Annotated in this window: 1 protein-coding gene; it reads left to right on the top strand. The window is 61.6% G+C overall.

Going from position 1 to position 461, the window contains the following annotated elements; genetic code table 11:
• A partial coding sequence (locus tag GQB03_RS22660) for a cadherin-like domain-containing protein (RefSeq protein ID WP_200832420.1) occupies positions 1-461 on the top strand: 461 nt, incomplete at both ends.

Genomic DNA, 461 nt, shown 5'->3' with positions numbered 1-461 from the left:
TGGCAACGAAGTGGCACCGAGCTTCGATGTGACGGCCAACGACGGCAGCGCTGACTCGAACACGCTGAGTGCGACCATCAGCTACACACCGGTGAACGATGCCCCTGTGCTCGACAGCGCGAGCCTGACGGTGAGTGAAGGCCAGACCGTCACACTCGGCGCGACCAACTTTGGCACCTCCGATCCGGACAGCGCGAGCTTCACCTACACGGTAAGTAGCGTCTCGGGTGGCTACTTCCAGCTATCGAGCGCCGCTGGCACGCCGATCACGAGTTTCACGAATGCCGACCTGACTGGCGGCCTGGTGCAGTTCGTTGATGACGGCAACGAAGTAGCGCCTGCATTTGACGTGACGGTGAATGACGGCAGCGCGGACTCGAACACCTTGTCGGCGACGATCAGCTACACGCCGGTCAATGACGTGCCGGTGGTGACCAGTGCTTCGCTCACCGTATCCGAAG

The sequence above is a fragment of the Cognatazoarcus halotolerans genome, assembly GCF_009800965.1.
Classification (GTDB): Bacteria; Pseudomonadota; Gammaproteobacteria; order Burkholderiales; family Rhodocyclaceae; genus Cognatazoarcus; species Cognatazoarcus halotolerans.
The sequence above is the reverse complement of the archived record's forward strand: the minus strand, read 5'-3'. Positions and strand labels throughout refer to the sequence as shown.